Source organism: Ensifer sp. LC11, from assembly GCF_001695835.1.
In the GTDB taxonomy this organism is placed as follows: Bacteria; Pseudomonadota; Alphaproteobacteria; order Rhizobiales; family Rhizobiaceae; genus Ensifer.
The window spans coordinates 1-25,641 of the sequence record NZ_MBSO01000016.1 but is presented as its reverse complement, the minus strand read 5'-3'; the positions used below and the strand labels follow the sequence as shown (position 1 = coordinate 25,641).

At 61.9% G+C, this 25,641-nt stretch carries 26 protein-coding genes; 13 read left to right on the top strand and 13 right to left on the bottom strand.

The annotated features are described in order from the left end of the window. The first annotated feature begins 65 nt into the window (after positions 1-65). From nuoD to nuoG, 4 genes are read left to right on the top strand one after another with little or no spacing between them, the layout of a single operon-like run. Complete coding sequence (gene nuoD / locus BBX50_RS13225; protein WP_065775792.1) at positions 66-1,280, top strand: NADH dehydrogenase (quinone) subunit D; 1,215 nt, start codon at positions 66-68, stop codon at positions 1,278-1,280. Positions 1,281-1,296: 16 nt separating this feature from the next. Further along, the gene (nuoE, locus tag BBX50_RS13220) at positions 1,297-1,809 is read left to right on the top strand and encodes an NADH-quinone oxidoreductase subunit NuoE (RefSeq protein ID WP_065775791.1); all 513 of its coding nucleotides are present in this window, start codon (positions 1,297-1,299) and stop codon (positions 1,807-1,809) included. 4 nt (positions 1,810-1,813) lie between these two features. Then, positions 1,814-3,079 carry an NADH-quinone oxidoreductase subunit NuoF gene (nuoF, locus tag BBX50_RS13215; protein WP_065775790.1) on the top strand — a complete coding sequence of 422 codons (1,266 nt, stop codon included), beginning with the start codon at positions 1,814-1,816 and terminating at the stop codon, positions 3,077-3,079. 28 nt (positions 3,080-3,107) lie between these two features. Further along, complete coding sequence (gene nuoG, locus BBX50_RS13210) at positions 3,108-5,684, top strand: NADH-quinone oxidoreductase subunit NuoG (protein WP_065775789.1); 2,577 nt, start codon at positions 3,108-3,110, stop codon at positions 5,682-5,684. A 60-nt stretch (positions 5,685-5,744) separates the two neighbouring features. Here nuoG and BBX50_RS13205 read toward each other — a convergent pair whose 3' ends face one another. From BBX50_RS13205 to BBX50_RS13180, 6 genes are all read right to left on the bottom strand, one after another. Continuing rightward, positions 5,745-6,185, bottom strand: coding sequence for a CBS domain-containing protein (locus tag BBX50_RS13205; RefSeq protein ID WP_065775788.1), 441 nt, complete (start codon positions 6,183-6,185; stop codon positions 5,745-5,747). Between the two features lie 41 nt (positions 6,186-6,226). Beyond that, positions 6,227-6,793, bottom strand: a complete 567-nt coding sequence (locus BBX50_RS13200; protein WP_065775787.1) for an NADH-quinone oxidoreductase subunit I — start codon at positions 6,791-6,793, stop codon at positions 6,227-6,229. A 130-nt stretch (positions 6,794-6,923) separates the two neighbouring features. Further along, positions 6,924-7,910, bottom strand: a complete 987-nt coding sequence (gene nuoH, locus BBX50_RS13195; RefSeq protein ID WP_065775786.1) for an NADH-quinone oxidoreductase subunit NuoH — start codon at positions 7,908-7,910, stop codon at positions 6,924-6,926. 262 nt (positions 7,911-8,172) lie between these two features. Next, positions 8,173-9,423: a Zn-dependent hydrolase gene (locus BBX50_RS13190; protein WP_065775785.1), complete on the bottom strand. Its 1,251-nt coding sequence runs from the start codon at positions 9,421-9,423 to the stop codon at positions 8,173-8,175. Between the two features lie 26 nt (positions 9,424-9,449). Then, positions 9,450-10,097: a TenA family protein gene (locus BBX50_RS13185; protein ID WP_065775784.1), complete on the bottom strand. Its 648-nt coding sequence runs from the start codon at positions 10,095-10,097 to the stop codon at positions 9,450-9,452. Positions 10,098-10,099: 2 nt separating this feature from the next. Beyond that, on the bottom strand, positions 10,100-10,942 hold the full coding sequence (locus tag BBX50_RS13180) for a BtpA/SgcQ family protein (protein ID WP_065775783.1): 843 nt from the start codon (positions 10,940-10,942) through the stop codon (positions 10,100-10,102). Positions 10,943-10,967: 25 nt separating this feature from the next. Here BBX50_RS13180 and BBX50_RS13175 point away from each other — a divergent pair, with 25 nt between their 5' ends. Beyond that, positions 10,968-11,867: a ribokinase gene (locus BBX50_RS13175; protein WP_065775862.1), complete on the top strand. Its 900-nt coding sequence runs from the start codon at positions 10,968-10,970 to the stop codon at positions 11,865-11,867. 30 nt (positions 11,868-11,897) lie between these two features. Here the strand turns inward: BBX50_RS13175 and BBX50_RS13170 are convergent, their stop codons facing one another. From BBX50_RS13170 to BBX50_RS13145, 6 genes are read right to left on the bottom strand one after another with little or no spacing between them, the layout of a single operon-like run. Further along, positions 11,898-12,665, bottom strand: a complete 768-nt coding sequence (locus BBX50_RS13170; protein ID WP_065775782.1) for a glutamine amidotransferase — start codon at positions 12,663-12,665, stop codon at positions 11,898-11,900. A gap of 40 nt (positions 12,666-12,705) precedes the next feature. Then, positions 12,706-13,773, bottom strand: coding sequence for a phosphotriesterase (locus BBX50_RS13165; RefSeq protein ID WP_065775781.1), 1,068 nt, complete (start codon positions 13,771-13,773; stop codon positions 12,706-12,708). 5 nt (positions 13,774-13,778) lie between these two features. Next, on the bottom strand, positions 13,779-14,780 hold the full coding sequence (locus BBX50_RS13160; RefSeq protein ID WP_065775780.1) for an ABC transporter permease: 1,002 nt from the start codon (positions 14,778-14,780) through the stop codon (positions 13,779-13,781). Continuing rightward, entirely contained in the window at positions 14,777-15,580 is an 804-nt protein-coding gene (locus BBX50_RS13155) for an ATP-binding cassette domain-containing protein (RefSeq protein ID WP_065775861.1), read from the bottom strand. The genes BBX50_RS13160 and BBX50_RS13155 overlap by 4 nt, the downstream gene beginning before the upstream one ends. After that, positions 15,580-16,536, bottom strand: a complete 957-nt coding sequence (locus BBX50_RS13150) for a substrate-binding domain-containing protein (RefSeq protein ID WP_065775779.1) — start codon at positions 16,534-16,536, stop codon at positions 15,580-15,582. Before BBX50_RS13150 ends, BBX50_RS13155 begins: the two co-directional genes overlap by 1 nt. 34 nt (positions 16,537-16,570) lie before the next feature. After that, positions 16,571-17,593 (bottom strand): LacI family DNA-binding transcriptional regulator, encoded by a 1,023-nt coding sequence (locus BBX50_RS13145; protein WP_065775778.1) that lies wholly within the window; start codon positions 17,591-17,593, stop codon positions 16,571-16,573. A gap of 163 nt (positions 17,594-17,756) precedes the next feature. On the opposite strand from BBX50_RS13145, the gene BBX50_RS29875 reads away from it, so the two are divergent. The 8 genes from BBX50_RS29875 (at position 17,757) to BBX50_RS13105 (ending at position 25,002) form a co-directional block, all read left to right on the top strand. Then, complete coding sequence (locus BBX50_RS29875) at positions 17,757-18,338, top strand: hypothetical protein (RefSeq protein ID WP_139108488.1); 582 nt, start codon at positions 17,757-17,759, stop codon at positions 18,336-18,338. A 156-nt stretch (positions 18,339-18,494) separates the two neighbouring features. Then, positions 18,495-20,348: a S8 family peptidase gene (locus BBX50_RS13135; RefSeq protein WP_065783922.1), complete on the top strand. Its 1,854-nt coding sequence runs from the start codon at positions 18,495-18,497 to the stop codon at positions 20,346-20,348. Positions 20,349-20,378: 30 nt separating this feature from the next. Then, entirely contained in the window at positions 20,379-21,089 is a 711-nt protein-coding gene (locus BBX50_RS13130) for a hypothetical protein (RefSeq protein ID WP_065775775.1), read from the top strand. Continuing rightward, positions 21,086-22,030: a hypothetical protein gene (locus BBX50_RS13125; RefSeq protein WP_065775774.1), complete on the top strand. Its 945-nt coding sequence runs from the start codon at positions 21,086-21,088 to the stop codon at positions 22,028-22,030. Before BBX50_RS13130 ends, BBX50_RS13125 begins: the two co-directional genes overlap by 4 nt. Before the next feature lie 406 nt (positions 22,031-22,436). After that, positions 22,437-22,781 carry a multidrug efflux SMR transporter gene (locus BBX50_RS13120; protein ID WP_065775773.1) on the top strand — a complete coding sequence of 115 codons (345 nt, stop codon included), beginning with the start codon at positions 22,437-22,439 and terminating at the stop codon, positions 22,779-22,781. 4 nt (positions 22,782-22,785) lie between these two features. Next, positions 22,786-23,346 carry a TetR/AcrR family transcriptional regulator gene (locus BBX50_RS30740; protein ID WP_065775772.1) on the top strand — a complete coding sequence of 187 codons (561 nt, stop codon included), beginning with the start codon at positions 22,786-22,788 and terminating at the stop codon, positions 23,344-23,346. A gap of 215 nt (positions 23,347-23,561) precedes the next feature. Continuing rightward, complete coding sequence (locus tag BBX50_RS30735; protein WP_065775771.1) at positions 23,562-24,362, top strand: hypothetical protein; 801 nt, start codon at positions 23,562-23,564, stop codon at positions 24,360-24,362. Between the two features lie 43 nt (positions 24,363-24,405). Further along, positions 24,406-25,002, top strand: a complete 597-nt coding sequence (locus tag BBX50_RS13105; protein ID WP_274534007.1) for a substrate-binding domain-containing protein — start codon at positions 24,406-24,408, stop codon at positions 25,000-25,002. 411 nt (positions 25,003-25,413) lie between these two features. Here the strand turns inward: BBX50_RS13105 and BBX50_RS13100 are convergent. Beyond that, on the bottom strand, positions 25,414-25,641 hold a 228-nt coding region (locus BBX50_RS13100), incomplete at its 5' end, for a transposase (protein WP_202619042.1).

The following is a 25,641-nucleotide window of genomic DNA, read 5'->3' as shown; positions in this document are numbered from 1 at the left end:
TTGCGTTTGGGCCGATCCGAAAGCATCATGAACAACGGAGGCCGATCGACGTCGGAAAAGTTGAGATGACCGAAGTCACCGAGCTCGCGCGGCCCGAAGGTGAAGCGCTCAACAGCAAGGAAGTGCTTCTCAACCTCGGCCCCCAACACCCCAGCACTCATGGGGTTCTCCGGCTCGTCCTCGAACTGGACGGTGAGTATGTCAAGCGGGTGGACCCCCATATCGGCTATCTGCATCGCGGCACCGAGAAACTGGCGGAGAGCTTCACCTATACCCAGATCTTCCCGTTGACCGACCGGCTCGACTATCTCTGCCCGCCTTCGAACAATCTCGCCTTCGCGCTCGCGGTGGAGAAACTGCTCGGCATCAAGGCCCCGATCCGGGCGCAGTACATCCGCGTCATGATGGCGGAACTCGCGCGTATCTCCGGTCATCTGCTGATCACCGGCGCCCTGCCGATGGATCTCGGCGCCATGACCGCGCTGCTTTACGTCATGCGCGAGCGTGAAATGATCATGGATCTCCTCGAAATGGTCACCGGTGCGCGTATGCACACGTCCTTCTGCCGGGTTGGCGGCGTGCGCGAAGACCTGCCTGACGGGTTTTTCCCGAAGATCAGGGAATTTTGCGACATCTTCCCGAACCGGATCCGTGACTATGAGCGGCTGCTCGAAGACAACCGGGTGTTCCTCAAGCGCACCCAGGGGATCGGCGTGCTCACCGCCGAGGATGCCATCGATCTCGGCTTGAGCGGCCCAAACCTGCGGGCTTCCGGTGTCGACTGGGACATCCGCCGCGACGAGCCTTACGAGATTTACGACCGGCTCGATTTCAAGGTCATCACGCGCGCGGAGGGTGATTGTTATGCGCGTTGGCGGTGCCGGGTCGATGAGATGCGGGAAAGCATGCGTATCATCGAACAATGCATCGACCAGATGCCCGAGGGGGGCTTCCAGATCGACATGCCGACGATTGCCTTCCCCGTCGACAAGGAACGCGTGCATTGCTCGATGGAGGCGCTGATCCAGCATTTCGACCTGTCGGCCTATGGCTTCAGCGTGCCGAAGGGCGAGGTCTATTCGGCAATCGAGGCGCCCAAGGGTGAGCTGGGCTTCTACATCATCAGCGACGGGTCACCGAAGCCGTTCCGCATGAAGGTCAGGGCGCCCTCATTCGTCAACCTCCAGGCGGTCTTTGGCGTCACGAACGCCCGCTATCTGGCAGACATGATCGCCGTGCTCGGCAGCCTCGATCCCGTGATGGCGGAGGTCGACAAGTAGGGGAGATTTGGACGTGATGACGATGCGCGAAAAGATCGAACAGGCGGCGGGGCGGTATCCCGACCAGCGCTCGGCGATCATGCCCGCGCTTCTGATCGCGCAGCGTGAACATGGCCATCTTCCGGGGGCGGTTCTTGAGGAGGTCGCCGAAATCCTCGGCGTCGAGCGGATCTGGGTCTACGAGCTGGCGACCTTTTACACGCTCTTCCATACGGAGCCGGTGGGCAAGTTCCATCTGCAGCTCTGCGACAACGTTTCCTGCATGCTGCGGCGATCCGAGGATCTGCTGACGCATCTGGAGGAGGTCCTCGGGATCAAGAAGGGCGGCACGACCCCTGACGGGTTGTTCACGCTCTCGACCGTCGAATGCCTCGGCGCCTGCGAAATGGCCCCGGTGATGCAGGTCGGCGATGACTATCACGGCACTCTCGACATTGAGCGGATCGATGCCCTCATCGCGCGGCTGCGTGCGACGGTGCCCGACACGACCGGCGCCGATCTCGCAGCGGCGGAACCACCGGGGGGATAGCGCCATGTTCGAACCGGTTCTTCTGAAGAACGTGAACGTGCCGGAGGGACATCTCCTCTCCAGCTATGAGGCCGGCGGCGGTTATCGCGCGCTTGGGAAGGCGCTCAGGGAAAACACGCCAGACGAAATCATCGAGCTCATAAAAAGATCGAACCTGCGCGGCCGCGGCGGAGCGGGGTTTCCGACCGGCATGAAATGGAGCTTCGTGCCGAAGCGGGCCGACAAACCGAAATATCTCTGCTGCAACGCCGATGAAGGGGAGCCTGGCACCTTCAAGGACCGGATCATCATGGAGCGGGACCCGCACCAGCTGATCGAAGGCATGGCGATCAGCGCTTATGCGATCGGGGCCGAGGTCGCCTATGTCTATGTCCGCGGGGAGTATGTGCTGGCGATCCGTCGGCTGGAACAGGCGATCGAGGAGGCCAAAGCCAAAGGCTATCTCGGAGCGCGGATACTCGGCTCGGATTTCAATTTCGTCGTGCACGTCCATTGCGGCGCGGGCGCCTATATCTGCGGCGAAGAGACCGCAATGCTCGACTCGCTCGAAGGCAAGAGGGCGCAGCCGCGCCTCAAACCGCCATTCCCGGCAGTTGCCGGGCTCTATGCCAGCCCCACGGTCATCAACAATGTCGAGACGCTCGTCTGCGTGCCGCACATCGTGGCGCGGGGCGCCGATTGGTTCCGCGGCATCGGCCCCGAGAAGAGCCCCGGCCCAAAGCTCTATTGCGTCAGCGGGCAGGTGCGCAAACCCGGGCTCTACGAACTGCCGATGGGCATTCCGCTGCGAGAACTGGTCGAGGACCATGCCGGCGGTCCGCTGCCTGAGCGCAAGATCAAGGCGGTGATCCCGGGGGGCGTTTCGGCGCCGGTGATTCCGGAGCAGGGGCTGGACGTCGGGATGGATTTCGACTCGCTTGCTGCCGCCGGTACCATGCTGGGCTCGGCCGGGGTGATCGTCGTCGACGACACGACCTGCATGGTCAAGGTCGCCACACGCATCATCGAGTTCTTTCACCACGAGTCCTGCGGCAAGTGCACGCCTTGCCGTGAGGGGCTGAACTGGGTGGTGAAAGTGCTGCGCCGCATCGAAGCGGGTGAGGGCGAAGCCGGCGACATGGAACAGTTGGACATGCTCTGCAAGGGCATTTTCGGCAACACGTTTTGTGCTTTGGGCGACGGCGCGGCGATGGGGCTACGCGCTGCGCTGGCGCATTTCCGCGAGGAGTTCGTCGCCCATATCGAGGAGCGGCGGTGTCCGTTTCACTGAGGAGGCCCCTGGTGCGGGCGAGTAAGTCATGGCGAGCGTTACGATCAATGGGCAAACGGTGGAAGTCGAGGCCGGTTCGACCGTGTTGCAGGTCGCCCAGCGATTGGGCATCGAGGTTCCGACCTTCTGCTACCTGAAGCGCCTGCCGCCGCTTGCCTCCTGCCGCATGTGCCTCGTCGAGATCGAGGGACTACGGCGACTACAGCCGTCCTGCGCCACCGCGGTCACCGACGGCATGGTGGTGCGAACTGACACCCCGTTGATCGATGAAACGCGTTCAGCCATGCTCGACATGCTGCTTGCCAACCATCCGCTTGATTGTCCGATCTGCGACAAGGGCGGCGAATGCGAACTTCAGGACATGGTGATGGCCTATGGTCCAGGCAAAAGCCGCTTTCGTGATCCCAAACGCGTCTTCCATTCCCGCGACATTCGCCTGAGCCCGGTCGTGATCATGAACGTCAACCGTTGCATCCAGTGCCAGCGCTGCGTGCGGATGTGCGAGGAGGTTGTCGGCGCCGTCGCCCTTGGCACCGTCGAAAAAGGCATGGATACCGCCGTCACCGGCTTCGAGGGCAGTCTTGCCAGTTGCGACCAGTGCGGCAACTGCATCGAGGTCTGCCCGGTCGGCGCGCTGATGAGTTTTCCCTATCGATACAAGGCGCGGCCGTGGGATCTCGCCGAGACGGATACCGTCTGCCCGCATTGCGGTACCGGATGCCAGCTGACCGTCGGGGCACGCAAGGGCGAGTTCATGCGGGTCCGCTCCAAGGAGGAACACGGCGTCAACCGCGAAACGCTCTGCGTCCGCGGCCGCTTCGGCCTTGACTTCATCGAAGGGCACGGTCGGATCAAACGACCGATGATCCGCCGCGATGGCGCTCTGGTTCCGGTTTCCTGGGACGAAGCAGGAGACCATCTGCGCCGGCGGCTGGCGGCAGTGGAAAGCAAGGCGGCTGGTGGTGTTGTCTCGCCGCGCTTGCCCAACGAGGTGCTCTATCAGTTCCAGAAGCTCATGCGCACGGTGTTTCGGACCAACAACATCGACTGCTCGTCGCGCTGGTCCACACCCTTTGCTGCGCTTGCTCCGCTGCTGGCGAGCTACACCCGTGCGCCGCTAGAGGAGGTAATCGGCGTCGACAGTTTGCTTGTCATCGGTTGCAACGTCACGGAGGAAAACCCGGTTACCGAATATCTGCTGCGGGATGCCGCCCGGCGGCGCGGCGCCCGATTGCTCATGCTCTCGACACGGCCGTCCCGTCTCGACGCCGATGCAGAGGCTGTGGTTCGTGTACCGCCCGGCCGAGAGGCCACGAGCCTTGCGGCGTTGGTCGCCGCGCTTGCAGCGGCGGCCGGCGACAAACTATCGGGCGACGTTCTTGCAGCGCTCGGAGCGGTAACCGGCAGTGCAACAGCGGGCAATGGCAGCAACGGACCGGATCGTCTGGCCGCCGCGCTCAACGATGGAGGCACTGTCACCGTGCTTGTCGGTGTTGACCTCCTGAGATCGTCCGAAGCGCGGGTGGCATTGCACCAGCTCGGCAATCTGCTGCAACTGCTCCGCCGCCTCGGCAAGAACCCGGCATTGCAGATCCTCTTCGACCGCGCGAACCAGATGGGCGCCTGGGACATGGGAGCACTCGCAGCTGCTTTGCCAGGGCCGCAGGCCGTCGCCGACGAGAAGGTGCGTGCCACCTTTGCCCGGACCTGGCGCGCCGAAATCCCCGCTGAGCCGGGCGCCGATCTCGACACGATGCTGGATCTCTGCGTCGCAGGACAAATGGGCGCGCTCTACCTTGTCGGTAGCGACCCGCTGATCGCCTATCCGGACAGGGAGTTCGTGGCGCGGGCCTTTGGTGCGGCTGATTTGCTGATCGTCCAGGAAAGTTTCCTGACGGAGACGGCGGCACTGGCCGAGGTCGTCCTGCCAGCGGCCGGCTACGGCGAAGAACCTGGCAGCTTTACCAACAATGAGGGTCGCATCCAGCAGGTCCGCAAGTTCCGGCAACCGGTCTTCGAGGCACGAGACAATCTCGCGATCTTCGATTTCGTGGCGGCGCTGGGCGGCCAAACAGTGCAGCCTTCGACGCAAATCGAGATCTTCGATGAGATCGCCCGTGTGATACCGGCCTATCAGGCTTTGACTTGGACCGGGCTTGGTGCCGACGGCGCCTTCACCAAGGCGGGGCAGATACCGCCGCTGGGCGCCTTCCACGCACCGCCGGTCGCCTCGCACGCGAGCGACGGGCTCATGCTCGTCACTGGCAACTGCCTGTTCCACAACGGCTATCTTTCGGAGCGCTCGGAAATCCTCAACACGATCGCCAACGACCCCTATGTCGCGATGAGCGCTGAGGATGCCGTGCAGCTTGGCCTTTCGGACGGCGATCAGGTGGTCGTTCGTTCAACGCGCAGTGAGCTGACGGCGCAACTCAAGATCGAGAAGTCGTTTCCCAAGGGCCTCGTCTTCGTTCCCGAAAACTACCGATCTCTTCGTCTCAACAGCTTGCTGCGGCGCGGTGAATACCCGTGTCCGGTCGAGGTTCAAAAGGCAGAAACCGCGCGCGAAATCGAGGGCAGGAACCGGGTCTGGCGTGGAGCGTGAGGATTTGGGCGCGAGGCGCCCGCAAGGGCCCGCGTCCTCGCCAGCCGGCACGAAGCCTCATCAGTGGTAGCCGGCTCCGGCGATGTAATCGTGCAGGTGCCGCTCCGTGCGCTGCGCTTCGTCCAGCCGATGCTTGACCACGTCGCCGATACTGACGACGCCGACAATCGCCTCCTCCTCGATGACCAGCACATGTCGCGTCCGTCGCTGGGTCATGATCGACATCACCAGGGGCAGCCCATCGACAGCCGAACAGATCGCCACGTTGCGGTTCATGATGTCGGCAACCGGCATCAGCGCTGCCTCGGGTCCGTACTCCGCAAGCGCGTTGCAGCAATCCCGCTCCGAAAGCGTGCCGAGATATCTTCCGGGCGCGTGGCTGACGACCACGAAGCCGATATTGTTGTCACGAAAGAGCCGCAGGATCTCCACCATTGTCTGGTCGGGAGCGACTGCAATCACTCCAGCGCCCTTGTCCTTCACGATTTCACCGACAAGCATCTGAGCCTCCTATCTGCGCGCGCCGGTTTCATCGTTGCTCCTCACGTTCGCCGGATATTGCGCCACCAGTTATATCCTTGCGGCTCGCTCGCTTCGACCAGCACGTCCTGTTCTGTGTTCAGGCGTGCGGTGACGACGCCACCGCCGGTCATTGCCTTTCCAGGTTTGCCAAGCAGATCGTCACGTCCGATCACCAGGTCACGTGACGAAAAACTCGAGAACTCATACTGCTGGCCAAGTGCGATGGCGTCCGCCGGGCAGGCGTCTTCGCACAGGCCGCAGAACAGGCACCGTGCCGTGTCGATCTCGAATTTTGCCGGATGGCGTTTGCCGTTTTCGTCCTCATAGGGAACGACTTCGATGCAATCGCAGGGGCAGATGCGAGCGCAGAGTTCGCACGCGACGCACTTGATCTCGCCCTCTTCGTCCCGTTTCAGGAAGTGATGCCCACGATAGCGCGAGTAGGGGAGCCATTTCTCCTTGTCCGGATACTGCATGGTCACCGGCTTGGAGAACATGTAGCCAAATGTCAGCGTAAAGGCGCTCGCCAGGTCGGCAAAAAGCGCCCAGCCGATCCATGTTCCAGCTCTGTCGACTATGCGTGACATCGTCGCGCCGTTCTACAGCGCCATGCGTTTGCTGCAACGCAGTCGGGTCGCTGTAGTCCTTTCGATCGCTGCACGTTCTTTGCTGAGATCCATCGATCCAGGAAAGAACGTGGAGAAGCCGCAATGGCTCCTAAGTGAAAGCAATACCAGTGATAATTATGTTCGCCATCGACAGAGGAAGCAAGACTTTCCATCCGATCGCCATCAGCTGGTCGTAGCGATAGCGGGGCAGGGTGAAGCGAAACCACATGAAGACGTATATGAAGAATGCCACCTTGAGCGCGAACCAGAGGAGTGGCGGCAGCGGAATGAGCGCGCCGTTCCAGCCGCCGAAGAACAGGATCACCGACAGGACCGATACCAGCAGCACGACGACGTATTCGCTGACCATGAAAAGCGCGAAACGGATACCGCTGTACTCGGTGTGAAACCCGGCGCCGAGGTCGCCTTCCGCCTCGGCCAGATCGAAGGGAATGCGCTGCGCTTCGGCTAATCCCGCGACGAAGAATACGAAGAACCCGATCGGCTGATAGACGATGTTCCAGAGATCGCTCTGGGCGCGCACGATGTCCACGAGGCTCATCGACTGTGCCAACATGACAACGCCGACGACCGCGAACCCCATGGGGATTTCGTAGCTGATCATCTGCGCGCACGTCCTGAGGCTGCCGAGAACCGCGTATTTACTGTTGGCGGCCCAGCCGCCGAAGATGACGCCATAGACCTCCAGACCGATCACCGCGAAGACGAAAAGCAGAGCCACGTTCAGGTTGGAAACGTAGAGCGTGATTTCGGCATTGAGCACTGAGATGCTCTCGCCGAAGGGAATCGCGACGAACACGACAAAGGGCGGCGCGAGCGCCAGGATTGGCGCCAGCTTGAAGAGGAATCGATCGGCCTCTGCAGGGATGTGATCCTCCTTCGTCAGGAGCTTGATGCCGTCCGCCACGGGCTGCAGCAGCCCGTGCCACCCCACGCGCATCGGACCCATCCGTTGCTGCATATGCCCGGCAATCTTGCGTTCCAGCCAGGTCAGCGGCAAAGGCAAAAGAAGCAGCATCGCGATCAGCAGCGCAATCTTGATGGCGATGAGGCCAAGAGCGAAGAGAAGTTCCATGTTCCGCGGCCACCTAATCGACAGGCTGAAACGCGACCGGACCTGCCCCAGCTTACCCGTTGAGCGGGTCCTTCTAGCTTTCTCCATTTTCGCACGAAACGGCGGCCGTGGACAAGCGGCAGCTTCCCGTTCCGTGCCCGGCGCCGAATGCCGAGATCATCGACAAGGGAGCATGCGGCTCTCGGTGGCTGCCGGGGTTTCCGGGCAGGTGTGGGTCTTGCTGTCTCGCCCAACCACTGTTGGCCCGGTCGCGCGCGGGGCCCTATGCTCTCACGGCAATCGCTTCCATGGTGGCCGCAAGCAGCATACGGGCACCCGCAATGGAATGCTCGGGCTCGACATATTCCGCCTCGTTATGGCTAAGCCCATCGCGGCAAGGCACGAAGATCATGGCGGCTGGCGCCACTCGATTGACGAACAGCGCATCGTGGAAGGCGCCGGACAGCATATGCTTGGCCTTTAATCCGAGTGAGGCAGCAGCCCGATCGAGACAGGCCAGCAGGTCCTCAGAAAAGGCGGCCGGCGGCATGTCGAAGATCTGTCTCAATTCGCTCTCACAGCCGGCGGCCGCAGCCGCGCTGTCACAAGAGAGGCGAACCCGGTCCTCCAGAGCGTCGATGACCGCGGTCTCCGGGTGCCGCAGGTCGATGCTGAAAGTCACCGAACCTGGAATGGCATTCACAGCCCCCGGTTCGACCGCAATCCGGCCGACGGTGAAACGAGCGTACTGATCGCTCGGCATCGCGCTTTTGTAGAGCGGCTCAAGCGCGGCAACAGCCGCCGCCATGGGATCACGACGGAACTCCAGCGCTGTCGTGCCGGCATGCGCTGCCTGGCCTTTGATCGTCACCTCCAGCCACCGGGTTCCCTGGATGCCGTGGACGATGCCGATCGGTATGTTTTCCCGTTCGAGCGACGGACCCTGTTCGATATGCAGCTCAAGATAGCCGCAGATCGGGAAACCAAGTGGGCGCATTTCGGCTTCTGGCAAGGCCTGGAGCGTTGCGCTCAGCTCATCAACAAACAGCGATCCGTCGCGACCGCGAAGATCGGACCAGGCATCAGGGATTGCGCCCGCGGCGAAGGCCATGGATCCCATGGCGCCCGGGGCAAACCGGCTTCCTTCTTCGTTGGTCCAGGCGACGACCTCAAGCGAAAGATCAGTCTCGATCCCGGCATCCGCAATGCTCTCCATCACCTCGAAGGCCGCGAGGGTGCCGAGCGCTCCATCGAAACGCCCGCCTGTCGGCTGGCTGTCGAGATGGCTGCCGATCACGAGAGGGGCGCGCGCCGGAAGGCGGCCTTCGCGACGAATGAACAGGTTTGCCATCGAATCCTGAAACACGCGAAAGCCGCGTTGAAGGGCGAGGTCAGCCAAAAGGCGCCGTGATGCCCGGTCCTCAGGCGACAGGGCCTGACGGTTGACGCCTCCGGCCGGCGTTGCCCCGATCCTTGCGAAATCATCAAGGCGCTGCAGCAGTCGCTTGCCGTCAATTGCGATGCGAGAGGTCATGGTCGGCTCCAATCAGGTCGTCTCGATCAGCGATAGGCTGCATCGTGAAAGGCGATCTCGAGTTCTTGTGCGCGCCCGAAGATGGCACTGAGGCGGTTGCGCTCGGAAGCGTCGAGCGTTTTACCGGCGGCGTCGAGTTGTTGCCGGAGCCAGGTCGCCTGAGCCGCGAAATCATCATGAGCATGCATTTCGACCCATTCGTTCAGATGCGGGTCGGAGATGTTTGAGCCCGCGGCTCTTTTCGACCAGGTCCAGTACATCCATTCGGCGGCGAACATGGCGGCGACCGTATCGAGGAAACCGCCGTCGCGGGCGATCTCCAGCATGCCTGTCCGGAAGGCTTCGACCTCGGGACGGTCGACATCGTAGGCGCTGGCATCGATGCCGCGCTCGGCAAATACCCTCTCGAAATAGGCGATCTGTTGGTTGGCGAGCGCATCGAGAACCGCGATCAGCCAGCGCTTCTGCTCGATGGTCTCGGCCTTCGCCGTCGCGAAGGCGAAGATCGAGATGGCAGTGTCGACGAAGGCGCCCTCATAGACCAGATAGCGCTCGAAAACCGCAGGGGAGAGGCGCTCCAGCACGATGTCCTCGACGAAGCGATGGTTCACCATCGCTGCGAAGACGGCCGCGTTTTCTCGAAGAATCTGTTGCGAGAGCGTTTCCGTCGGCATCGTCATGCCTCCAATGCGGGGGCGGCGGCGGCGCGGAAGGCTTTGACGCGCTCGATATCGACCGGGTTCCACCACACGCCGTCTTGCTTCAGCGACGAGGCCACGATCACCCCGTTGGTACGCTTGAGGATTTCGACGATGTTGTCCTTGGTCACGCCCGAGCCGACCAGAAGCGGCAGGTGTGTGGCCGAGCCGATCTCCTCGATCTCTTCGATGGTCGCGGTGTTGCCGGTGCGCTGGCCCGTGGCAATCACGCCATCGGCGTCGAAAAAGGCGAGGTCGCGTGTCAATTCCTGGATCGATCGATCGGCAACGATTGCGTGAGCACCATGCTTCACATGGCTGTCGGCGAAGACCTTGATGTGCTCGGCGCGCAGCAAGGAGCGATACCGCATCGCTTCTGCTGCCCGGCCTTCCATGAAGCCTTCATTGGCGACATAGGCATTGGCCCACTGGTTGACGCGAATGAACTTGGCGCCGCCGGCCATGGCAATGGCAAAGGCCGGGATCGGCGCATTGGCAAGCACGTTGATGCCGAGCGGCACACCCGTGGCCCGCGCGATCCTGTCGGTGACGACCGACATGAAGGCTGCCGTTTCGTGGCCGATATCCTCCGGCTTGGAGAAGGGCACGTCGCCATGGTTTTCGATCATCAGACCATGCAGCCCACCTTCGATCAGCGCTTCGGCATCACGCATGCAGGCGTCGTAGATAACAGACATATCGGCGCCCCGATAGCGCGGCGCACCCGGGAAGGCGGGGCAATGGATCATGCCGATCAGAACCTTGTCAGTCCCGAATATTTCCCTTATGGCGCTTGATGACTTGTCGGATATTTCCTGCATTTCTGTCCCTTTCGAAGGTATGTTCATGCACGCTTACGTAATCGGTAATGTGACGGTGGACGAGACCATCGCCGTGTCGGAAATGCCGGCCGCGGGTGCCTCTATTCACGGCAGTCAGCGGTCGCGGGACCTTGGTGGCAAGGGCGCGAACCAGGCGGTCGTCATGGCCCGCACGGGCCTGCCGACGAGCCTCGTCGCCGCCTTCGGCGATGGCTTTCGCGCCGACATGATCCGCCAGCATCTGGCAAGCGAACCGCTTGTCAGCCGGCTCGTGCCGATCCTCGGGAAGTCCACCGACTTCTCGATCGTGCTGACCACGCCGGATGGCGAAAACGTCAACATCACGACCACCGATTCCGCCCAGAACCTCACGCTTGCCGATGCCATCGCGCCCTTGGCCAACGCGGCTCCCGGTGACCTTGCCGTGCTCCAGGGAAACCTGTCGGACGAGACGACACGGGGCGTCCTTGAGGCCGCCCGTGCCCGCCGCATGATCACCGCTTTCAATCCGTCTCCCTTGCGTCCCTATTTCGGTAACCTGTGGCCCTTGACCGACATCGCCTTCCTCAATGAAGGCGAGGCGCAGGCATTGACCGGCACAAGCGGCGATGAGGCTGCCCGCAAGCTGCTTGCGGCCGGCGTTCGCGAAGTCGTTCTGACCTTCGGCGGCGACGGAGCCATGCTCGTCACCGCCGAGGGCAGTGTCCGTGTTGCGGCCGTCGAATGCGACGTTGTCGATACGACGGGGGCGGGCGACACGTTCATGGCGGTGGCGCTGGCATCCGCTGCTCTTCGAGGCAGCCGTCTCGATCGCACCGCAATCGAACATGCAACGCGGGCCGCCGCCATCACCGTCAGCCGCCCGGGCACCCGTTCGGCGTTCCCGTCGAACGCGCAGCTGACAACCATTCTGGCAGCTCGCTGAGCTTTCGGCACAGCGCGCTCTTTCTCGTCGTCAGTGCTTGGCCTCCGTCATCCAGCCGAGGATGTTCTTCCAAAGGCGGCCGTAGCCCTCCCATTCGCAGAATGCCGGCGACAGCCAGTGGGGCCCGATATCGGACGTCCAGGCGGCGGTGCGGCCCTTTCCAAAGCTGCCGAGGACGAGCAGCGGGTGTCCGCCCTGGTCTGCCGGAAGCCTGGCGACGACCTCGGCCCCTGGGCGAACCTCCACTTCGTTGACGCCGAGAAGCAGCGGCCAATTGCCGGAAAGGCCCGCCATGGTCGGATGGTCGGGCTTGACGACGTCGGCAACCGCACCCTCCGGGATTTCGACGCGGTCGTCATAGGGCAGGCAGGTGACCGGAAGCGTGTCTTCGACCGCCGTGCGGCGCCAGCGTGCCTTGCCGTCGATGCCCTGGAAGGAGAAGTAGCCGCCGACCATCAGCAGTGCACCGCCCTTTTCCACCCAGGCCTTGATCAGCTTCAGACGGTTCGGAACGGTGCGCGAGTGCAGCCAGACTGCCGGCGGCAGCAACAGCGAGTTGGCGCCGATATCCGAAAGGATGATCGCGTCGTATTGGTCGAGGCCCGCCATCTCGTAGGGGAACTGGTCCACGGCATCGTGCGCTGTCACGTAGGTCAGCTCGAACTCGCTGTCCTTCAGCACCTTGACGAGCGGTTCCGCGCCGAGGTGGAAGGTCACGCTGCCGAACTGGTCGAAACCCTTGTAGTGGGTGGCGGAGCTTACCCAGCTCTCGCCGACGAGGAGTACTTTCTTGGTCATGGTCTATCCGTAGGTCTAAAATTGCGTTGAGAGCCGGATGTCAGGCCCCGGTTTGGAATACCGAGCGGGGATTGCCCCGCATCATGCGGTCGAGCGCAGCGTCGTTCAGTCCGTGTCGTTTGAGGCGCGGCAGGAAATGGCGCAGGACATAGGCATAGCCGTTGCCTCCATAGTGGCTGAGCATCATCTTCAGGAACACGTCGTGCGAAAGCAGGATGCGGTCGATGTGACCGGCGTCCACCAGCCGTGCGATCGCCCGCGCAGCCTCTTCGTCGCTCGGGCATTGCACCTGTTGATCGGCGTAGAAGAAGTCCATGCCGATCATGTCGTACTCGATGAACGCCCCGCGTGCGGCGAGTTCGCTTTGGTAGGCGAAGTCGTCGTGCGACGGGTTCATGTGGCAAAGCACGGTGTGGCGGAGATCCGCGCCCTCCTCGGCGACGACGTCGAGCACACGGTGGCCGAGCCGGAACCAACCGGGCAGATGCACCATAAGCGGCAAGCCGGTCCGAACCTGCGCCCGTGCGGCCCCACGCAGCGACTTTTCCTCCGCCGCAGTGAAATCCGAGGAGACGCCGATCTCCCCGATCAGGCCGATTTTCACGTCCGTGCCGTCGGCACCTTCAACAGCCTCGCGGACGATGCCGTCGGCAATCTGGTCGACGCTCATCCCTGCGACCTCGGCCGGGTGGGAGGAGGCGAGGTAGTATCCCGCACCCATCACGATGTTGAGGCCGGTCGCCCCGGAAATCCGTCGCAGCGCGAGCGGATTTCTCCCGATACCCTTGCAGGTGGGCTCGACGACCGTGCGTCCCCCTTCGGCGACGAAGGCTTTCAACTCGGCAATTGCCAGCGGTTCGTCGTCCAGCGTGATGTTGTGCTCGTTGACGAAGGGATCCTGGCGGAGCTCGCCGAGGATTTCCATGCAGACAAAACCTTCGGCGAGATACTGACGCTCCTTGGTTTGCGGCGCGTTCCACCAGCAGCGGCAATCGTTGAGGATGTGCTCGTGCATCAGCGTGATGCCAAGCAGATCCGCGTCGATCGCCCCGTTGACCGTCATCACCTTGCCGGATCGCACGTGCGCTTCAGACAGTTCCTGGGTCATGACGGCTATCTCTTCTTGCCGCCGAGGCGAAAGTTGGCGGTGAAGATCCGGGTGTTGAGCCAGATCGCGACGAGAATGATCGCGCCGGTAACGATCTGCGTGAAGAACGGCGAGATATGCATCAGGATCAGGCCGTTGCCGATCACCGCGATCGTCATGGTGCCAAGCACGGTGCCGAGGATCGTGCCGCGGCCGCCCATCAGCGACGTTCCGCCAAGCACCACCGCGGCGATGACCTGTAGCTCGAAGCCGACTGCCGCATTCGACGAACCGGAACCGAGACGCGCGGCGATCAGCAGGCCGGCGAGCGCGCAGGCCACGCCTGCGATCATGTAGACCGAAGCGATCACCCATCTTGCCGGCATGCCAACGCGGCGGGCGGCTTCCATGTTGGAGCCGACGGCGACGACCTGGCGGCCGTACTTGGTCGAGGATATGACGACATAGCCGAGCACCGCGACCGCAACAGCGATCAGGGCCGGCATGGGAACACCGAACAATTCACCGCGGCCAAGCGCAAAAAATCCCGGGGCGTCCTTGATCGGGATCGAATAGCCCTGCGTCAGATAGAGCGCGAGCCCGCGCAGGATGGACAGGCCGGCAAGCGTGACGATGAACGCCGGAATGCCCTGGTAGGCTGTGAACCATCCCTGCACGAAGCCGAGGAAGGCGCCGAAAAAGAGCATCGCGACGACGACGACAGGCCAGGGATAGCCCATCGCCAAAACGATCGCCGCGACAGCATTGACCAGTGCGACCTGCGAGCCGACCGAGAGATCGATGCCGCCGGTGATGATCACAAGTGTCATGGCAACCGCGACGATGAGGATTGGGGCTGCCTGGCGGATGACGTTCAGGATATTGCCGAGCGTCATGAACGTGTCGGTCGTGGCCGCGAAGAAGACGACACAGGCCAGGAAGAAGAAGGCGATCGACAGAACCTGTGCATTTTCCGACAGGAAGTCTGCCGCCGGCGAGCCTTTTGCGCGTTCGGTATAGGCCGTCATTGCTTGGCTCCTTCCCCGACGATCAGCTTGACGAGGTCTTCCAGGTTGGTCTTGCCGATTTCGCGCTCGGCGACCTTGGTGCCCTCATACATGACGGCAATGCGGTCGCAGACCCGGAACAGGTCCTGGAGGCGATGCGTGATCAGGATGACCGATACCCCCTTGGCCTTGACGCGGTTGATAAGCGCGAGCACGGCTTCGACCTCCGCCACGGCAAGCGCCGAGGTAGGCTCGTCCATGATCAGGACTTTCGGGTTGAACGAAGCGGCGCGGGCAATCGCGATGGCCTGACGCTGGCCGCCGGAGAGCTGGGCGACCTTGCCGGTGAGCCGCGGAATGCGGATCTCCAGCGCATCGAGCATCTTGCGCGCTTCGGCCAGCATGGTTTTCGTATCGAGAAATGGTCCCCTGCTGATTTCACGACCAAGAAACAGATTGCCCACCACATCGATGTGATCGCAGAGGCTCAGGTCCTGGAAGACCATTTCGATCTGGCGGTTGCGGGCGTCCGCGGGCCCCGAGAAGCGGACCTCTTCACCTTCCAGGGTGATCGTTCCGCCATCTGGAATATAGGTTCCCGAGATGATCTTGGTCAGCGTCGATTTGCCGGCGGCGTTGTCGCCGACCAGGCCAAGGCATTCACCAGGATAGATGTCCAGGTCTACCCCACGCAGTGCCTGGTGCGAACCAAACGTCTTGACGATCCCCTTGAGGGAAACGCGGGGACTGGCACCGGTGCGGGAGGGCAAAGCCCCCCCGACACCAGCGACAGCGGGAGGATGCTGTCTTTCAGTCGTCATCATTTGAAGATCGCCCGGTATGGCTCGACGTTGTCCTTGGTGACGATCGTTACCGGCACGGCGATGCTCTTCTCGACGCTGCCACCGTCAGAGACCTTCTTCAAAGCGTCGACGGCAGCCGCGCCCATCGCAGCCGGATCCTGCTGGATCACGGCGGTGACGTAGCCGGCATCAATGCCTGCGATCGCCTGGGCCGTCAGGTCCCAGCCAAACACCTTGACGCTATCCTGCTTGCTCTGGCTTTCGACAGCGGCGATGGCGCCCATCAGGGCCGGTTCGCCGGTCGCATAGATGGCGGTCAGGTCCGGATTGCCGGTAATCAGGTTCTCGGCTGCGGCAAGCGCGTTGTCCTGCACGTTCTGTCCATCGACGACGCCGGCCGCGCTGATGCCGTCGACGTCCTTGATGGTCTTTTCAAATCCCTCCTGGCGAACGTTCTGGATGAAGGAGTTGAGCGCACCGACGACACCGATCTTGGCTTTGCCTGATGCGTTGGCCTTGATGTAGTCGAGGAAGAACTTGCCCATGTCGGCACCCGCAGTGGCGTTATCGACGCCGATTTGCGCCTTCTGCGGGCCTTCCGGAAGGATCGCATCGATTGCAACGACGGGGATGCCGGCTTCGGCCGCCTGGTTGACCGCAGGCATGATGCCGTTGACGTCGATTGCAACGACCGCGATGCCATCGACCTTTTGCTGGATATAGGTCTCGATCGCGCTGTTCTGCGCGGCCGGATCGTTATTGGCGTTGAAGATGACGAGCTTCGCGCCGGCGGCATCGGCCGCTTTCTGCGCGCCTTCGTTCATCTGGTTGAAGAAAAGCGCCTGCTGATTGATCTGTACGAGTGCGAACGTCTTCTCGGCGGCAAGAGCCGGCGACAGCGCCGCGCCGAGGGTGGTCAATGCGGTAAATCCAAGTGTGGCAATCAAAGTCCTGCGTTTCAAAGTCCAGTTCATGTTCCTATCCTCTGTTGGTTCTCCATTGCGTGATTTATCGTTTCGCAGGCGGAGCAACGGATTTCCGCACGACGATTTCGACTGGCAGCAGCTCTTCGGTGGCAAGCTGCTTGTCCTGCCAGTTTGTTTCGAGAAGCAAAGAAAGGGCGCGTTCGCCGATCGCGCGGACCGGCTGGCGAATGGCAGTCATCGGCGGACCGAAAAGATGGAGCGGTCCGACATCGTCGAAGCCGACGACCGAGACGTCGTCCGGGATCGATACGCCTTGGTCACGGAAGACCTCGATCATGCCGATGGCAATTTCGTCCGAGCTCGCGAAGATCGCAGTCGCGGGACGATTTTCTTCGATGAAGCGCTTGGCCGCCTGCCGACCGAAACCGACGGTATAATCGCCTGCGTATTTCGCCAGTCGGGACCTTTCGCCAAAAGCCTCCCGCAGGGCCCGTTCAAGCCCGTTGAGACGCCGACGTGAACTGATCATCTCTTCCGGGCCGCCGACGAACAGCACGTTTGTGTGCCCGAACTCAGCCAGATGCCTGCCCGCCAGATATCCGCCTAGCTCGTTGTCGCAGAACAACTTCGGAGCCCGTGCGCCTGGCACGTCTTCGTCTGCAACCACAACTTTGCCGGTGCGGTTTATCAGCGTGGCGAGTTGCCCGTCATCCGGGTGGTTGGTGACGAAGATCAGGCCATCTACGTGGTTGCGCTCAATAAGCTGAAGATAGGCGACCTCGCGGCCAGCCCGGTTCAGTGTCGCGTAGAGAGAAACGGCAAGACCGCGGCTATCCGCTTCTTCTTCGACCGCGGCCACGAGCGTCGCGAAAAAGGGGTTGGCAATATCCGGAACGACAAGACCGATCGTATCGGAACGGCCACGGCTGAGGCGGCGGGCGTGCGGGTTGGGTTGATAGTTGAGGTCGTGGATGGCGTCCGAGATCCGCTTCTTCGTCTCGAAGGGAAGGTCGAGCGAGCCGTTCAGCAGGCGCGAAACCGTCGTCACGGAAACGCCGGCGGCTCGGGCTACATCCTTAAGACCTGTCACGCGTCGTGTGGTCACCTTGGCTCCATCCTTGCCGTTGTAAACCGATTTACTAAAACGCTTTACAATAAGATTTCGACTCTCCGTCTATGTCAAGACACTTTCGGCGCAATGTGTTCGTCAGCGTGAATTCGGGCATCGCCGTCGAGAGACTGAGTTGCGGCTATCGAACGGGAATGGGTTGAAAGCGAAGCTGAACACTGCCTGGAAATCGCTTGTGGATGAACTCCAGCGTCGCAACAGGGCAGGGGCCGGAGAAGTCACAGCGCTCAAAACCAGGGAAGACGGCCATGCGCTGACGGCGCACGCCAGGTCCAAAGGAGCTGAATGCCCGGTGTCGAACACGGTGACCGCGAAACGCTGCGCGCAGGCGTTAAAGCGTTTTCGGCTCAACAGAAGGCTCCGATTTGACCCGGAATGGTGTATGAATCGTGCATTCGCGAAATGCAGAAATGAGGCCACATACACAGCTCTTAACGATCAGCAGGAGGAATACAGCATGGCTGATCTGATAATAAAATTGAATCGCGAGGCGGCGGACGCGATGGTAACTTCTGGTGGAAGCCAGCCAAAAGTAATCGCTGGGATTTTGCACGATTTCGATGCCAGACTTGTCGCGCCGGCGCAGGACGCCGGTGAAGCGCGACTCTATTTCCGCGTGGATGGCGTAAGGCCCGAAAGAATTGAGGATCTCAGGAATCGGCTTGCGCCGCTTGAGGGAGTGGAGGCGTCTTACATCAAGCCATCCGACGAGTTGCCATAGGGGAGCGGCAGCCGGCGCTCCTCCTTCATGAGGAGATGAACAATGGCAAAGCGGCCTTCCAGACCCAGCAGTCGCAATGGAAATGGCGACGGAGATAAGCCAGCTCCCCCACCTTCGCCGCCCGAGCTTGTTGTCATCATGCAGCCCGAAGCGAGCATGCGAGCCTCTGCTGGCCGCTTTGAGGCTCTTTCGGGGGCGCCCACCGACACACTCAGGAGCCTTCTCAGCGACAACAATGCCACCATGCGTCCGCTCTTCGGCGCGACAGAGGAGCGTGTCGCCGCCTTTAGCTATCAGTCTGCCGGTATTGCCGCCACCGCGGAGCCCGCCGACCTTATGAATTTCTATTCGGTTGAGGCTCCGCCCGAGAAGATAGAGGCGCTGAAGTCCGACTTGTCGAAGCACGATCTCGTGGCTGGGGCCTATGTCAAGCCGGGCGCGGAGCCCGCCGCTCTTCTGAACGACATGGCACCTTCGGGCGAGGAGGCGCCGCCATCCACTCCCGACTTCACCGCTCGACAAGGATATCTCGAAACCGCCCCCGCAGGCGTGGAGGCGCGCTGGGCATGGGCGCAGGCTGGTGGTCGAGGCAACGGCATTCGCATCATCGACATTGAGGGCGCCTGGCGTTTCACCCACGAAGATCTGACCGGCAACCAGGGTGGTGTCGTGGGCGGCACCATGTCCGCGGACATAGGTTGGCGCAATCATGGCACGGCCGTCATCGGCGAGTTTAGCGGCGACCTCAACTCCTTCGGCATCGACGGGATTGCTTCCGACGCCATTGTCAGCGCGATCTCCATCTTTGGTGGCATGGGTTCGGCCGGAGCGATCAATGCCGCGGCCGCGCGGCTGGGCGCCGGCGACGTTATCCTCATCGAGCTACACCGCCCGGGACCGCGGTTCGGCTTTGCCAGCCGTAATGACCAACGGGGCTATATTGCCATAGAATGGTGGCCCGACGACTTCGCGGCGATCCGCAATGCCGTCAACCGCGGCATCATCGTGGTGGAAGCGGGCGGCAACGGCGCGGAAAACCTTGATGACGCAATCTACCAAAGCCCGGCACCCGGGTTCCCGGCGGGCTGGACCAATCCCTTCCGCCGGTCGAACCGGGACTCGGGTGCGATCGTCGTCGGCGCCGGTGCTCCACCTCCCGGTACGCATGGCCGCAACCATGGAGCAGACCGGTCCCGTCTCGACTTCTCGAACTTTGGGGCTCTCTTCGATACGCAGGGCTGGGGGCGCGAGGTGACCACGGCGGGCTACGGAGATCTTCAAGGCGGTACCAACGAGGATATTTGGTACACGGATATGTTTTCCGGCACATCGAGCGCCTCTCCGATCATCGTTGGGGTCGCGGCCTCGCTCCAGGGCATGGCGCGGGCAAGGGGCCGTTCGCCGCTGACGCCTGCCGAATTCCGCAATTGCCTGCGCGCCACCGGCTCGGCCCAACAGGACGAGCCTGGCCGCCCTGCCTCCCAGCGCATCGGGTCTCGGCCCAACTTGCGCCAGCTCTCCGTCTGTGCCTTCGGCAAGAGCAAGGAACTGAGCAAGGAACTCGTCAAGGAGGCCAAGGAAGTCAAAGAATCCGTCAAAGAGTTGAAGGACACTCGCAAGGAGGGCAAGGAGTTCGTCAAGGAAGGCAAGGAAGCCAAGGAAACCGTCAAGGAACTCAAGGACGTCCGCAAGGAGCGGAAGGAGTTCAAGGAGGGCAAAGAGTTCAAGGAATTCAAGGAGGGAAAAGAAAAGGACAAAGACATCTTCGAGGGGCGGGGCGGTATTCGCGAACGGCTGACGCAGCCGACCGGCTTTGCTGGCGAGGAAGGTGACCTCCAAGGCCGCATCGCAGCGCTCGAAAGCGCCGTCCAGGAGCTCATCCATTTCATCGGCGCAGAGCTCAGACCCGACCTTTCGGCATCCGCGCTCGGCGGTGATGCCAGCGGTCTCGCGAGCGGCGACGAGCAGGCCAAACGGTTAAAGGATCAGAAGGACACCGAGGGCTTTTGAACTCGAGCCGGCCAAAAGGAGCACCTTTCTGTGTTACTGGTCCTCGCGAACCCTGATGACCGCGAGGCGCTTTGGCTGCGCACCGCCCTCGTGTCGCTCGTGGACATGCCGGTGGAGGTGTTGACGCCTACACGCCTCATCTGCGCGCGCTCGATCACGCATCGCTTGCCTTCGACCAGCGGCGGCTTCCGCTTCGAGTTCGCCGACGGCGGTGTGCTTCTTGCAGGCGAGGTCGCCGGCCTCGTCAACCGAATGACGACAATGCCGACGGCCCATCTGGAATTTGCTGCCCCCGTCGATCGCGCCTATGCGGAAGCCGAGCTTCATGCCTTCCTGCTCGGTTGGCTAGGCTCTCTTGCCTGTCCGATGCTCAACCCGCCGGCGCCGGAGTCGCTCGCCGGCGCATGGCACAGCGAAGTCGCCGCTCTGCATCTTGCCACGCTTGCCGGCCTAAACTGCGCCGTTGCGAGTGTCGACGCGGATGCTCCGTTTCTGCCCGCTCGGACTCCCGCGCAAATGGTACATTTCGTCCTTGACGGCAAAGTCATCGGCCCCATTCTGCCGGCCGGCGATCGCGACGCGCTGCTGCAGTTCGGCCATCTGTGGGGCACGCGCCTGCTGCAAGTGGAAACCGCCAGACAGGGCGGAAAGCTCACCTTCGTTTCCGCCTCCGCCCTCCCGCACTACTCGCTTGGTGGCCGCGCGCTTGTCCGGGCCATGGCTGAGGTATTGTCGGCATGATCTTGATCGCCGGGATACCTCACGAGCCGCCCGTCGCGCTCGCCATTGCAGCGGCGGAGGAGAGTGGTGCCGCCTACATCGTCTTCGATCAGCGCGACCATCTTTCTGCCCGGCTGCAGCTCAAGCTGGATGCCGTTGCCGGCTGGCAGGGCACGTTGTCGACGGCGGCTGAGGTGATCGACTTACAGGCGATCGACGGCGTTTATGTGCGGCTGATGGACGAACGGTACCTGCCTGATGTCGCGGTCCTGCCCCCGAGCACGCCCGAAAGACTGAGGGCAGCTCGTTTTCATTCGCTGCTGTACGACTGGCTCAACACCGCGTCGATCCGCATCGCCAGCCGTCCGCGCGCGATGTTGTCGAACATGTCGAAGACCTATCAGGCCGGTATTATCCACCGCTGCGGCTTCGGTATTCCCGAAACGCTTGTGACCAACGATCCCGACGCCGTGGTCGACTTCGTCGATCGATGCGCAGCCGAGGGGGACGACGTCGTTTACAAGTCGGTCAGCGGCACGCGCTCCATTGTCGAGACCTTCCGGGTGGCGGATCGAACACGGCTTTCGCGTATCCGGTGGTGCCCGACGCAGTTCCAGCGCAAGGTGCGCGGCACCGACGTCCGTGTCCATGTCGTCGGCAGCCGTGTCTTTGCCACGCGGATCGAAAGCGAGGCCACTGACTATCGCTATTCCGGGCGACAGTCGGGCACCGACGCGAAGCTGACCTCGATTGAGCTGGAGCCCCGACTGCAAAAGGCCTGTGTCGCGCTCTCCGCAGCACTTGACCTCCCATTTACCGGTATCGATCTCAGGCTTACACCGGAAGGCGAGGCCGTCTGCTTCGAGGCGAACCCTTGTCCGGCCTACAGCTACTACCAATCGCGCACAGGCGCCCCAATTGCCGCTGCGCTTATCCGCTGGCTTGCGGAGGGAGAACGATAGCCGGAACGAAAGTGGACCTGGTCCCGACTGAGATGGAGCGGTTTCCAACGGCGTCATCGTCGCGCGGTTCAGCCAATCGATCCGATCCTTCCGGTTCATTGCGGCCGTCGCTCGTGGTGCCTGCCAAACATGCGACCAGCCTTTGTTTCGGCGGCCCCAGGTTGAGGAGGCTTTTTGTGACGACGGATGGAATACGCCCGAGGAAGCCGCAATCACATGCGACGCCGGAGGCTCGGTTTTCGCATGCCCCGACGACGTTTGTGGCCTTGAGGAGCCCGTCGCGCGGTTCAGCGCCTTGCCCTGGTGCCGTGCTGCCCATCCCAGATCGGCTCTGACGCCAGACAAATCCGCTTGCAAAGAAACCAACCGCGCGGTATGTTTTCTCTATAGATCAAAGGGGCACGTCATGAATTCCGCTGTAACAGCCTATTTCGCCTTGGGGCTGGCGATCGCCCTGGAAGTCGCCGGGACGATGTTCCTGCAGAAATCAATGCAATTCACACGCGCGTGGCCGACGCTCGCGATGGTCGTTCTCTATGCGGGATCCTTCTATTCGCTTACGCATGCGGTCAAGGCCATGCCTCTTAGCATCGCCTATGCGATCTGGGGGGGTGTCGGCATCATTCTGACCGCGGCGGTGGGCTATGTCGTCTTCAAGCAGGCCATCGACCTCGCCGCCGTCGTCGGCATTGGGCTGATCGTGTCGGGCGTTTTCGTGATCAACCTGTTCTCGCAGACCGCGGTGCATTGAACACATGGGTTACAATCGCAAGAAACAACCGGAGCAGGTTCAGCGCGCACTACTGGAATGCGCTGCCAAGATAGCCGCCGACCACGGAATCGCGGGGGTGACGGTGCAGGCCGTGGCGGACGCGGCCGGGGTTACGAAGGGCGGTCTCTTTCACCACTTCTCGTCGAAACAGGTTCTTCTCGAGGGTATGGTAGACGCTCTGCTCGATAAGCTCGATGCAGAAATAGATTCATCGATGGCTGAAGATCCCGCGCCATACGGCAGCTTCACACGCGCTTACGTCAAGTCTGTCTTTGTCGGAAAGGCGTTCGGTTTTGAGACCCCATGGTCGACGTTGTTCATGGCCGTCATCAGCGATCACGACTTGCGTCATCGGTGGATCGACTGGTTCAACGAACGCCTGCGACGTCACGATGTGACGGACGGCCACCCAAGCCTCCAAATAGTGCGATTGGCCGCAGACGGCGCCTGGCTTTCATACGTGACCGCCGATTCCAAGTCAGGTTCAGCGGAGCTCCAGGCCTTGAAGGACCAACTTGTGGCAATGACAGAGGCGCCGCGCTGAGCCGTTCCAGCGGGGGAACTCGTTCGTTTAAGAACTGGTCCCATGCCGGTGTTTCCCGCACCGGATCGCGAGCATATAGGCAGTTGCAGGCCGGCGCCGGCTCGTATCATCAGGCCGAACCGGTTGGTTGACAGCCCACGATCCTCGAGCGGACGAAACACCAATGCACAATCGGCAATCTCGTTTTGCGCGCCGATTGGCGTCATGATCGAGACATGTTGCCCGAGTTGCGCCAGTCCGACGAGCATGCGAATGGACGCGACTTCCAGGAGCGGTGGCGGCAACGAACTGGACGCTTCGAGCAGAGGCTGGATCGCCTCGCGGATCGACAGGTCGCGCTTTCCGATCGCGACAGGATGGGCGAAGCAGTCCGCGATCGTCAGGTGTTTCATTTCCGCCAACGGATGTTGCGGATGCACCAGGGCGTCGATGCGAACATCACCACGCACGGCCTTTTCGATGTCGCGCATGGATGCCGTGAGGAAGCCAAAGCCGACATCGGCGGTCTCGTCGAGCAGACGCTGGACGACCTCGGAAGACGAGGTGACCTCGACATTGAGATGGAGCGTGAGGTAGCGCCGCGAAAATCCACGATCAGCGAAGGCAGGAAGGAAAGCCCTAGACTCTCCACAGTAGCGAAGCGAACCGTACCTGTCTTCAAGCCTCTGAGCATGTCGAGTTCGGATACTGCCGCTTCGAGCGGTGATGCGACGCGACGGACATGCCGGTGGAGGATTTCGCCCGCCGCTGTCAACTTGGGCCGGCGGCCTTCGCTGAAACAACTCCATGCCCAAGGCACCGTCGAGCTGTCCAATCTGCCGCGATACGGCCGACGCCGCGATGTTGAGCCTGCGGGCGCATTCGCGAATGGAGAGCAGTTCCGCCACCGTCTGAAAATAGACCATCGCCGGCTGATGGAACATGCGCGCCAAGAGGGCTGGCGAAACGCCCGCTCACGCGATTGCGATGACCGGGTGGCCGTGGATTTCTCGGTGGTCATACGCTGCTCCGTTTGATGCCTTTTCGGCAACAATCCGCTCTTGAATCGGAATCCCAGTTGTGCTCGGGCCCGCGGGCCTCTTGCGCGAACGGATCGAGGCGGGCGAGCCGTTCGACCTTTTCGCTTCTACCAACATGGCGCACCCGCAGCGCCTCGTTACTATCGGCCTTCCGGATCAAGTCGTCTGCTTTGCAAGAAACCGGCTCTGCATCCTCGCACGAGCCCAGCTCGAGCTGACGCCGGCCAATCTCATCAACGTCCTGTCGGATCCCGAAACCAAGATCGGCACTTCCACGCCAGGCGATGATCCATCCGGCGATTACGCCTTTGAAATGTTCGATCGCATCGAGGCAGCGCATCCAGGGAAGGGAGAAGTCCTGAAGTCGCGGGCTTTGCAATTGGTCGGGGGACGCCGCTCGCCGCCCGGGAGGAGCGCCGCCGATCTGTTCGTCGGATATGCATCCAACGCCGGGCTGCACCGGGGCGAACCGGCGCTCAGCATTTTGGAGGTGCCTTTCGAGTTTTCGGCTGATATCGCCTATGGCTTGGCGCTGCGCAAAGACGCGGCTGCCGATGCCTGCAGCCTATGGGACTTTTCGATGTCGAAGCGTGCACAGCAGGTGCTGAGCAAGAACGGGTTTCTTCCACGAGGGTAGGGGCCCAACAATGCTTGGCGGCCCACACGAGGTCGTTTTCTGTGGCGTTTGCAGCCCGCGGCCAAAGTGGATCAATGTGGCTTTGAGATCATCCCGCCACGAGGCGGACGGGCAGGTGAGGACCGAAGAAGGACGCCTGCCATGACACCGGCCGGCTCCCGGGAGCTTTTACAACTCTCCCTCAAAATTTCTACTGGAACGCGCGTCATAGTTGTTTTATGCAAATATCGGGAGTGGTCCTTCGCAGGGGGAGGATTGTAAGGGGCAATTGGAGGGCTTGAGGCATCCCGATTGACGCCGTGTGCGGCGCGTTTTTCGATGCCTGAGATCTGATCAGCCCCAGACGTCGGCCCTTGCCTGGTTGTGCGGGATAGCCGCGCATTGGGCGAACCAAGCTAAAGCATCGTACGTTTAATCAGACGCATACCCTGCCGCCTTGAGATAGTTCCAGCACTCGGTTCTGTTGAAGAGGTTGCAGATGGAACCAAGGGCGTTTGAGAGCGTGTCGAAGGTTCTGGCGGCAGCGGCTCGCAGGTGCGCTTTGATTTTTGAGAAAGCCATCTCGATGGGATTGAGATCGGGTGAATAGGGCGGCAGGAACAGGAACCAGGCCCTTTTTTCCTTCAGGGCTTCAGCCGC

What these genes read in the sequence shown, in the direction of transcription:
- nuoD (WP_065775792.1), top strand. Translation starts at nt 66, where the DNA reads ATGACCGAAGTCACCGAGCTCGCGCGGCCCGAAGGTGAAGCGCTCAAC.
- nuoE (WP_065775791.1), top strand. Translation starts at nt 1,297, where the DNA reads ATGACGATGCGCGAAAAGATCGAACAGGCGGCGGGGCGGTATCCCGAC.
- nuoF (WP_065775790.1), top strand. Translation starts at nt 1,814, where the DNA reads ATGTTCGAACCGGTTCTTCTGAAGAACGTGAACGTGCCGGAGGGACAT.
- nuoG (WP_065775789.1), top strand. Translation starts at nt 3,108, where the DNA reads ATGGCGAGCGTTACGATCAATGGGCAAACGGTGGAAGTCGAGGCCGGT.
- BBX50_RS13205 (WP_065775788.1), bottom strand. Translation starts at nt 6,185, where the DNA reads ATGCTTGTCGGTGAAATCGTGAAGGACAAGGGCGCTGGAGTGATTGCA.
- BBX50_RS13200 (WP_065775787.1), bottom strand. Translation starts at nt 6,793, where the DNA reads ATGTCACGCATAGTCGACAGAGCTGGAACATGGATCGGCTGGGCGCTT.
- nuoH (WP_065775786.1), bottom strand. Translation starts at nt 7,910, where the DNA reads ATGGAACTTCTCTTCGCTCTTGGCCTCATCGCCATCAAGATTGCGCTG.
- BBX50_RS13190 (WP_065775785.1), bottom strand. Translation starts at nt 9,423, where the DNA reads ATGACCTCTCGCATCGCAATTGACGGCAAGCGACTGCTGCAGCGCCTT.
- BBX50_RS13185 (WP_065775784.1), bottom strand. Translation starts at nt 10,097, where the DNA reads ATGCCGACGGAAACGCTCTCGCAACAGATTCTTCGAGAAAACGCGGCC.
- BBX50_RS13180 (WP_065775783.1), bottom strand. Translation starts at nt 10,942, where the DNA reads ATGCAGGAAATATCCGACAAGTCATCAAGCGCCATAAGGGAAATATTC.
- BBX50_RS13175 (WP_065775862.1), top strand. Translation starts at nt 10,968, where the DNA reads ATGCACGCTTACGTAATCGGTAATGTGACGGTGGACGAGACCATCGCC.
- BBX50_RS13170 (WP_065775782.1), bottom strand. Translation starts at nt 12,665, where the DNA reads ATGACCAAGAAAGTACTCCTCGTCGGCGAGAGCTGGGTAAGCTCCGCC.
- BBX50_RS13165 (WP_065775781.1), bottom strand. Translation starts at nt 13,773, where the DNA reads ATGACCCAGGAACTGTCTGAAGCGCACGTGCGATCCGGCAAGGTGATG.
- BBX50_RS13160 (WP_065775780.1), bottom strand. Translation starts at nt 14,780, where the DNA reads ATGACGGCCTATACCGAACGCGCAAAAGGCTCGCCGGCGGCAGACTTC.
- BBX50_RS13155 (WP_065775861.1), bottom strand. Translation starts at nt 15,580, where the DNA reads ATGACGACTGAAAGACAGCATCCTCCCGCTGTCGCTGGTGTCGGGGGG.
- BBX50_RS13150 (WP_065775779.1), bottom strand. Translation starts at nt 16,536, where the DNA reads ATGAACTGGACTTTGAAACGCAGGACTTTGATTGCCACACTTGGATTT.
- BBX50_RS13135 (WP_065783922.1), top strand. Translation starts at nt 18,495, where the DNA reads ATGCGAGCCTCTGCTGGCCGCTTTGAGGCTCTTTCGGGGGCGCCCACC.
- BBX50_RS13125 (WP_065775774.1), top strand. Translation starts at nt 21,086, where the DNA reads ATGATCTTGATCGCCGGGATACCTCACGAGCCGCCCGTCGCGCTCGCC.
- BBX50_RS13120 (WP_065775773.1), top strand. Translation starts at nt 22,437, where the DNA reads ATGAATTCCGCTGTAACAGCCTATTTCGCCTTGGGGCTGGCGATCGCC.
- BBX50_RS30740 (WP_065775772.1), top strand. Translation starts at nt 22,786, where the DNA reads ATGGGTTACAATCGCAAGAAACAACCGGAGCAGGTTCAGCGCGCACTA.
- BBX50_RS30735 (WP_065775771.1), top strand. Translation starts at nt 23,562, where the DNA reads ATGTTGCCCGAGTTGCGCCAGTCCGACGAGCATGCGAATGGACGCGAC.